This window comes from Streptococcus sp. 2022WUSS135 (assembly GCF_044427045.1).
GTDB classification, from domain to species: domain Bacteria; phylum Bacillota; class Bacilli; order Lactobacillales; family Streptococcaceae; genus Streptococcus; species Streptococcus hashimotonensis.
Map to the genome: position 1 here is coordinate 74,546 of NZ_JAOTGL010000008.1, position 7,760 is coordinate 82,305.

A 7,760-nucleotide genomic window follows, 5' to 3' on the forward strand; every position below is an offset into this window, starting at 1 on the left:
CTTAACTCCTTATTTTTTAAATTTTTGAACAACATTCACCAGTAAGAAAATACTAATGAAAATCAAGGTAATACTTGCACTCGCTGGAGTTTCTGCATAGTAAGAAGTCAGCAAGCCCATGACCATTCCAAAAAAGCCAATGCCCATCCCAGTAAAGATAACAGCTTTAAAACTCTTACCAAGTCGCAATGCAATAGAAGCAGGCAACACCATAATTGTTGAAACCAGCAAAGCACCTGCCGCAGGAATCATTAAGGCAATGGCAACACCAGTCACCACATTGAAGGCAATGGACATAGCTCGCACAGGCAAGCCATCTACAAATGCCGTATCCTCATCAAAGGTAAGAATATACATCGGACGCAAAAACAGCAATGTCAGCACAATGACAATCACAGCAATCGTAAACAAAGCAATTACCTGCTCCTGACTAATCGTCACAATCGAACCAAACAGATATTGTTCCAGGCTAAGCCCTGATTTCCCACCAGATTTATTCATGACAATAAGCGAAATAGCCAAACCAGTCGACATGAGGATAGCCGTCCCAATTTCCATAAAATTCTTGTAAATTGTCCGCAAATACTCTAAAAATACAGCTGCCACAATAACGACAAGAACAGTCGAAAGCGTTGGTGAAATCCCCAATACCAAACCAAATGCAACCCCCGCCAACGAAACATGACTAAGAGTATCCGACATCAAACTCTGTCGTCTGAGTATCAAAAAGACCCCCAAAATAGGCGAGAACAGACTCATCGCAATGATTGCTAGGAAAGCACGCTGCATAAAGTCATAATGAAATACAGATAGATCAAACATCAGCAACCTCCTCATCCGCTTCATGAACATTGAAACAACGCCAAGGAGACTGCTGATCACGAACCAAGTGAATGTTTCGATCAGCATACCTATTCAGCTCATCAGGATCATGAGTTATCATCAGAACCGACTTTCCATGCTTCTTAGCCGAATGATGCATGAGCTGGTAAAAAGCATCCTTGGTCCCTGCATCCATCCCTGTTGTCGGTTCATCCAGAATAAAAATATCTGGATCAGAGGCAAACATACGCGCAATGACCGCGCGTTGCTTCTGCCCACCACTCAAAGCACCTAAGCGCTTATCCCGATGTTCCCACATTCCAACTGATTCCAAACTAATCCGAACATGTTCCTCATCATGGGCTGTCAAACGACGAAACCAACCTTGTCGAGGATAACGCCCTGATTTTACAAATTCGTAAACCGTGCTCGGAAAACCAGCATTAAAACTTGCAATTTGCTGAGGTAAATAGGCCATTCTCAACTTCTTACCTTTTATACTCTTCTCAGCAATAGAAACCCTCCCCTGTTTGGGCTTCAATATCCCCAAAGTCGCCTTAATGAGGGTTGTCTTGGCTGCGCCATTCTCACCAGTCAAAGTCACAAATTCCCCACTATCAAGATAATAATGAATATGTTCTAAAACCGGTTCTTTGTCGTAGTAAAACGACAAGTCTTCCACAGTAATATATCTCATTTATTTTCTAATCTTCTCCACTAACTCACTTAAGAATCGAGCAATTGACTCCTGCTCTTCAAGACTATAATTTTCCAAAAGCTCTTCATAAGCTTCCAAGGTATGCGCGTGATGATGAGCATGCTCTGCAGCAATAGGCTTAGCAGCCTCAGTCAAACTAAAGCGAACAATACGAGCATCCTTATCATCTCTAACCGCCACCAATAACCCCTGAGCAACTAATGACTTTGTAGCCTTCGTGATCGCAGCCTGACTAACATTCAACTCCTTAGCAATCTCAGTATTAGTATATGCAGCCTTTTCAATAAGCATCAAAATATGCTCCTGCGTATTCGTCAACTTCACCGTGCTTTGACAAGAACCAACCAAAATCTCCAATTGATTCTCCGAACTCAAAACAATCTCGTGTAGGTACTTCTCAATTTCTAATGCAATACGATTCATAGGCATCCCCTTAACCTTTTAATTAACTTGTTAAGTATACCACATAGAAAACAAAAAAACAAGGAAAATTTACTGAAAAAGAGTAGATCTGTCCATAGCAACTCATAAGCCTTCTTAATAAAAAAGAAACACCAATTTCTCAGTGTTCCTTCATTTCAAACTATTCTTACCATCTGTTAACAGCAGATTCCACCTCTGTTGTAACATCCCTATACTCGAGATTAGTCAAACTTGCATAGATATCATTGATACTATCACGATAAAAATGATCCGACTGAGCAGATAGCTTAACCATTTTATCTTTATCTAGTTCACTCGGTGCTTCTAGTGTAACAATACCATCCTTGTCAATAATCAATTTAGAGAAATTGTAAACATAGAAATCTGTTGAAGTTTTGACAAAAGAATCTTCTTTTGCATTAACATACTCATAAACAATAGCTAAATCCCCATAATAACTATTCTTCCACCCTTTAGTCTCTTGATAGTCATGACGATAAAAAATATGATGACGCTTCAAACTATACTGACTGGTAAGGTTTTCCTCTGCAAAATCTTTTTCAGCCTGCTCTTGGGCAATAGTAAGCAAGTCAGCTAGATTTTTAATTTCACTAACAGTATCAGGAATTTTATCCAAACCAGAAACCTCAAGACTAATTTCCTTATCATCTGTCAATACATAGCCTGTATTCATGGCTAATTCTGCTTTCTCTACCGAAAAAGCAATCATATCTCCATTCGAAATTGGTGTACTATTGCTTGCGGAAGGTTTCAATATATCATCACCATTCTCCCCAATAGGATAGAGAATAGTACTGTCAATACTGATTTCTGGATAATCTGCCTGACCACTAATGCCAGTATAAGTAACTGCCAGCTTTTTTACCAGATCCTGAGAACTAATTTCTGTTGTTTCTGTAAGACCCGATACATCGTAGGTATAGGTTTCAGATTTTATCTTACTAGCCACAGCCGATTCCTTATCCACATCAACTGTTACTTTTACCTTATCTCCATTGCTCAATGCCTCAGAGCCATCTACTGAAACAGACACCCCATCATGGACAGCATCTTGTTCCTCATCTGTTGCATCCTTCCCATAAAGTTTGGCAATCAGCTCCTCCCTATCAAGAGATACGGTTGCAGTTCCATAACCATCGTACCCCTTAAAAGAAACAGATAGATATTCTTTCGTTCCCAGCTGACAAGCCGTTAACACCAAAACTGACAAGGCTACAAAACCTACTCTTAATAATTTCTTTTTCATCTTTCTCCTACAAACCAGGACTTCTCCAGTTCATTTGAATCAGCGAATAGTTGCATGGACGCCGTAACGCTCCATATTAGCTAATTTTTCATTAGCTCGCGCATTCTGGATAGCTGCCCTTGCCGCGGCATCTTCCAAATGAGCCTGCCCTTTACGAAGTCGCTCTGCCTGATCACGCAGTTGTGAAATTTGAGCATTACTCCGCGCCAATTGTTCCGCCATTTTTTTCTGTTGATTCATCACAGATTGCTGATGCTGTTCTGTCCGCCAAAGGTTAGCAGCTTCTTGGAAATTCGTTGCACGGAAATCCTGCAACAAGACCAACATGCCCGCAAAATCTGTCAAATTTGCAAAATTATCAGGGATCAGAGACAAGAAATAAAGAAGTGTCTGGTTGCTTTCCAATGCTAACTTATCTGCAAGGAGCGACTGATATTCTTGAGAATGTTCCGCTTCAACAGTTGCTTCTTGAGTAACCTTCTCAAGTTGTTTCTTACTAAGTACATTTACAGTATAATTGAGACCGAAAGCCGAATGTTTTTTATTAGTCGGTCTAGCCATAAGCCACATAAAGAGACGGACTGTAGCCTGCCCAAATAGATACATCACCCCCATCATGAAAAGAGCGTTGAAAAAATTATTGCCGAGTTCAACCACTCCCATCAGGGCAAAAATGATACCACCAATATTTCCATTCCGATTATACTTAGCTGTTGTAGCCTGTTTAACACGTGTACTAATAGTCTGTTCAACAATAGAAGACATTTTATTCTTAATAGTAAAGAATTCATCAATCTGCACATACAAATACTGCAAAATATCAATGAGTTCCTCGCGACCAAATTGGTTTATATTTTGTTGTTCTGCCATTCTTTCCTATCCTCTTCTCCGTTTTTTTGCATAACCTAGTCCAAGACCAGCAAGGGCCGTGTAGCCTAACAATACCAAAAGGCTTTCTTGTGAGCCCGTTTGTGGCAGCTGTCTATACTTTTCAACTCTGCTATAAGTGATTGGCTGTAGCTTAGTACCTGCAGTTTGGTTGCCATCAAAGTAGCCCGCAATCTTACCAACTTTATCTGTGATAGCAATCGGTTGACCGCCTGCATCATTGATAGCTTGTCGCTGAGCCATAATCTGTGCTTGAGTATAAGCCTCCTTCACAGCCTCATATTGAGCTTTAGCATCACGTTGGTTCTTCAAGAATTGGTCCAACTTATCGATTTCAGCGTCAAGGGTTGCTTTAGCAGCAGTGTGAGCCTCGATAGCTTTTGCAAGCTCCGCTTGAGCGTCTGCAAGGACTTGGTCCGCATTTTTGAGTGCTGCAAGCTTAGCCAATTGTTCGGCAAGTTGCGCTTTCAATACAGCGATTTCATCTGCAATCTTAGCTTCTTCAGCCTTCAATGCCTCTACTTTCGATTGAGCTTCTGCAAGAACGACTTCGCTTGTAGACTTAGCTTCTTTCAGTTGAGCCAATTTTGCTTCTTCAGTAGCCAATTGACTTTTCGCATCTTCAAGAGCTTTAGTCTTAGTTGCTACGTCAGCATTGAGGTTGTCAACAGCTTGTTGAGCCTTAGCCAAACGAGTTTCAGCAGCTTGACGAGCAACGGTTGCACTTGTCAAGGTAGCCTGGGCGGCTGGTGTTTGGTCAACGATTGCTTCAAGGCTTGCAATGGTTGCACGAGTTTCGGCAAGTGCTGCTTGAGCCTTGTCATTTGTAGTTCTTGCCTGAGCAAGAGTTACTTTGGTACTTGTGTCTGCTGCGACAGCTTTTGCTTGAACCGATTTCGCATCTTCAAGGGCTTTCGTCTTCGTTGCTACGTCAGCGTTGAGGTTGTCAACGGCTTGTTGAGCAGCAGCAAGGCGCGCTTCTGCGGCTTTACGCACAGTGGTTGCACTTGTCAATGTAGCTTGGGCGGCTGGTGTTTGGTCGGCAGTAGCTTTCAAAGCAGTCAATTGAGCCGTAGTTGCTTGTAAAGCTGATTGAGCTTGGTTGTTAGCAGTCGTTGCACTAGCAAGGGTTGCTTGTGCTTGCTTATCAGCTTGTGTCTCTTGAGCTTGCACTGTCTTAGCCGTTACCAACTCAGCCTTGAGGGCTGTTGTATCATATGGTGATGCGATGGTGTTTCCACCTTTATCGGTAAATTGAAGGCTATGTGCACGTCCAAATCCACCAGGTGTTACACTTGTAACAAATGCGCCACTGGTTTGTATATTAGTGGTACCACTACCAGCAGATCGTGGAAGATGCCAATATTCATTCGTAATATGGGCGTAATTCTGGTTGTAATCGCCTGCCCATGTATTGATTGACATGCTGAAAATGTTCCGATATAACTGAGTCATGGTAGTAGTTTTAGTGGAGATGAATGCAATCCCCTCCGAGCTGTAATCTACATTATTATTACCATCATTTTCTAATGCGGTAGAACTATGGTCGCCAGTATTATCATTTTCAGCTGTATAATTTTTGGCAATTTGCATAGCTGCTTGTACGGCATCTTTTGTAACAACAACATCTTCGTTATTGTCACCCCATATTTGCTTACGAACAGCATTTTCGATATAAACATAATATTGAGATAAAGCTGTTACTTGGTCTTGAGTTAAGTTTGCAGGGTCAACAATGGTTGTGTCAATTGGCGTTACCATTGTCTTTGTGTAACCTGCCATATCGTTTGTGTACCAAGCATCAATTGCATCAAATAATGCGTCTTTGTTGGCAGTTGTTTTACTTGCCACAAACTTCTTATACGCATCAATAACGCCTTGAGATAGTTTTGGTGTTGTTAAGTTATCAATCGCAGCAATTTGTGAAGATAGTTTTGATACGGCTGTATCCGCAGCCGTTTTAGCGTCTGCTTTGTTTTTTGCTTCTGCTTGTGCTGTTGCAAGTGCTGCGGCTGTTTGGTCAGCAGTAGCTTGTTGTTGCGTTTGCGTTTGTGTTAGGCTGGCGATGTCCTGTGCTTTCTTCGCATCTGCAGCTTGAGCTTTTGTAAGGTCGTTTTGTGCCTTGGTTTCGTCTGCTTGTGCTTTTGTAAGGTCAGCTTGTGCATCATCACGCTCTGCGATAATTGCAGCTACACCAGTACCGTCTAGTGCATTCTGGGCCTTATCCACCGTAGTATTGGCATTTACCAAGTCCGCTGCCGCTTTAGTAGCATCAGCCTGTGCTTGTGCAAGGTCGCTTGCAGTCTTGTCAGCAGTTGCGGATTGAGTAGCTTCAGTTTCTTTAGCAGTTGCCAAGTCACTTGCTTTCTTTGCATCAGCTTCTTGAGCTTTAGTAAGGTCACTTTGTGCCTTAGTTTCATCTGCTTTAGCAACTTCAAGGTCACTTGCAGCAGCGTCACGTTCTGCGATAATTGTCTCTTTACCTGTGCCATCTAGAACTGCTTGTGCATTATCCACAGCTGTTTGAGCATTGTCCACAACAGTCTCTTGAGCGTCAATGGCCGCTTGGTCACTATTTACTTTAGCTTGTGCTTCAGCTGTATTTTCAGCGGTTTGAGTAGCCTTGCTTTCAGCTTCTGAAATAGCTGTTTGCGTATTAGCAACTTCTATTTCAGCTTTCGCAATGTTCTCATCAGTCGCTTCGGCCTTGTTTCTTTCAGCCTCTGCAACCACTCCAGTGGCCCTTTCAACCACGTTTGCGGCGTTTTCTTCAGCAACACTCGCATCCACCACCACAGCAGTCTGATCAATTACAGCCTGGTCAGCAGCAGTCTTAATGCTAGCCGCCTGATTAACCGTTGCTTCAGTCGGTGTTTCTGTTACAACAGCAGTACCATTGGTCACGATAACACCTGATACCGTCTCAATACCTACACTAGCTGTCAGAGACACCTCGGGGCTCTCTACAGGGCTTGTAGGGGAATTTACAGTTTCTTCAGCATGCACACCATTTGCAATTACAAATGAGCTAAGAGACGCTACTCCAATAGCTGTGCTCTTTATCAGTTTCTTGCCCATCAATTGAATCTCCTTTTTTAGCAATTAGGAAAGGCTTGGCTGTAAAGTCAAGCCTTGTTATACTAGTATAACAAGCGATTTGTCAAGTATTTTGTGCAATATTTTCATTTTTTTGTCAAAAAAAGACCTAAAAATTTTACATACTTTTCCAAGTCAATAAGAGATGAGAAGAACACCCCCATGACAAAACTTTCACCGCTTAGAGAAATCCTCAAACAGCCCCATGAAAACTTGTCATCAGCCCAAAGGAAAAACTGAAAGCATTATTTTCCATGCCCAAATTAATCAACACCTTAAATACAGGAAACAACTGTAGCAATTTTCAGAAGCCCACCTTCTCAACTTTCCCATTATCAACATACTAAAGTAGAAGTACTATAGCAAATCTAACATTACTACAATGTCAGAAATATTCTGATCCTAAAACCACCCTAGCCGCCAGACAAAATCATGACCACCCGTCAAACGGGTGGTTTGAACAAGGGCTATAAGCCCACATCACCAGCCAGCGCCTAAAGACGCTGGCTTTCACTTTGTTCAAGCCTCACTGCTTTTGACTCGTCA

6 protein-coding genes are annotated in these 7,760 nt (G+C 42.0%); all 6 read right to left on the reverse strand.

Translation table 11 applies throughout. The features are described 5' to 3' along the window. Nucleotides 1-9 precede the first annotated feature (9 nt). On the reverse strand, nucleotides 10-822 hold the full coding sequence (locus ODU45_RS04225; protein WP_002936593.1) for a metal ABC transporter permease: 813 nt from the start codon (nucleotides 820-822) through the stop codon (nucleotides 10-12). Further along, nucleotides 815-1,519, reverse strand: a complete 705-nt coding sequence (locus ODU45_RS04230) for a metal ABC transporter ATP-binding protein (RefSeq protein ID WP_024404806.1) — start codon at nucleotides 1,517-1,519, stop codon at nucleotides 815-817. The genes ODU45_RS04225 and ODU45_RS04230 overlap by 8 nt, the downstream gene beginning before the upstream one ends. Further along, nucleotides 1,520-1,963, reverse strand: a complete 444-nt coding sequence (locus ODU45_RS04235; RefSeq protein WP_012774904.1) for a zinc-dependent MarR family transcriptional regulator — start codon at nucleotides 1,961-1,963, stop codon at nucleotides 1,520-1,522. Between the two features lie 166 nt (nucleotides 1,964-2,129). Continuing rightward, nucleotides 2,130-3,230 carry a hypothetical protein gene (locus ODU45_RS04240; protein WP_398580830.1) on the reverse strand — a complete coding sequence of 367 codons (1,101 nt, stop codon included), beginning with the start codon at nucleotides 3,228-3,230 and terminating at the stop codon, nucleotides 2,130-2,132. 39 nt (nucleotides 3,231-3,269) lie between these two features. Continuing rightward, nucleotides 3,270-4,100 carry a hypothetical protein gene (locus ODU45_RS04245; RefSeq protein WP_202849177.1) on the reverse strand — a complete coding sequence of 277 codons (831 nt, stop codon included), beginning with the start codon at nucleotides 4,098-4,100 and terminating at the stop codon, nucleotides 3,270-3,272. Nucleotides 4,101-4,106: 6 nt separating this feature from the next. Then, on the reverse strand, nucleotides 4,107-7,196 hold the full coding sequence (locus ODU45_RS04250; RefSeq protein ID WP_398580831.1) for an SEC10/PgrA surface exclusion domain-containing protein: 3,090 nt from the start codon (nucleotides 7,194-7,196) through the stop codon (nucleotides 4,107-4,109). Nucleotides 7,197-7,760: the final 564 nt, after the last annotated feature.

What these genes read in the sequence shown, in the direction of transcription:
- ODU45_RS04235 (WP_012774904.1), bottom strand. Translation starts at nt 1,963, where the DNA reads ATGAATCGTATTGCATTAGAAATTGAGAAGTACCTACACGAGATTGTT.
- ODU45_RS04240 (WP_398580830.1), bottom strand. Translation starts at nt 3,230, where the DNA reads ATGAAAAAGAAATTATTAAGAGTAGGTTTTGTAGCCTTGTCAGTTTTG.
- ODU45_RS04225 (WP_002936593.1), bottom strand. Translation starts at nt 822, where the DNA reads ATGTTTGATCTATCTGTATTTCATTATGACTTTATGCAGCGTGCTTTC.
- ODU45_RS04245 (WP_202849177.1), bottom strand. Translation starts at nt 4,100, where the DNA reads ATGGCAGAACAACAAAATATAAACCAATTTGGTCGCGAGGAACTCATT.
- ODU45_RS04230 (WP_024404806.1), bottom strand. Translation starts at nt 1,519, where the DNA reads ATGAGATATATTACTGTGGAAGACTTGTCGTTTTACTACGACAAAGAA.
- ODU45_RS04250 (WP_398580831.1), bottom strand. Translation starts at nt 7,196, where the DNA reads ATGGGCAAGAAACTGATAAAGAGCACAGCTATTGGAGTAGCGTCTCTT.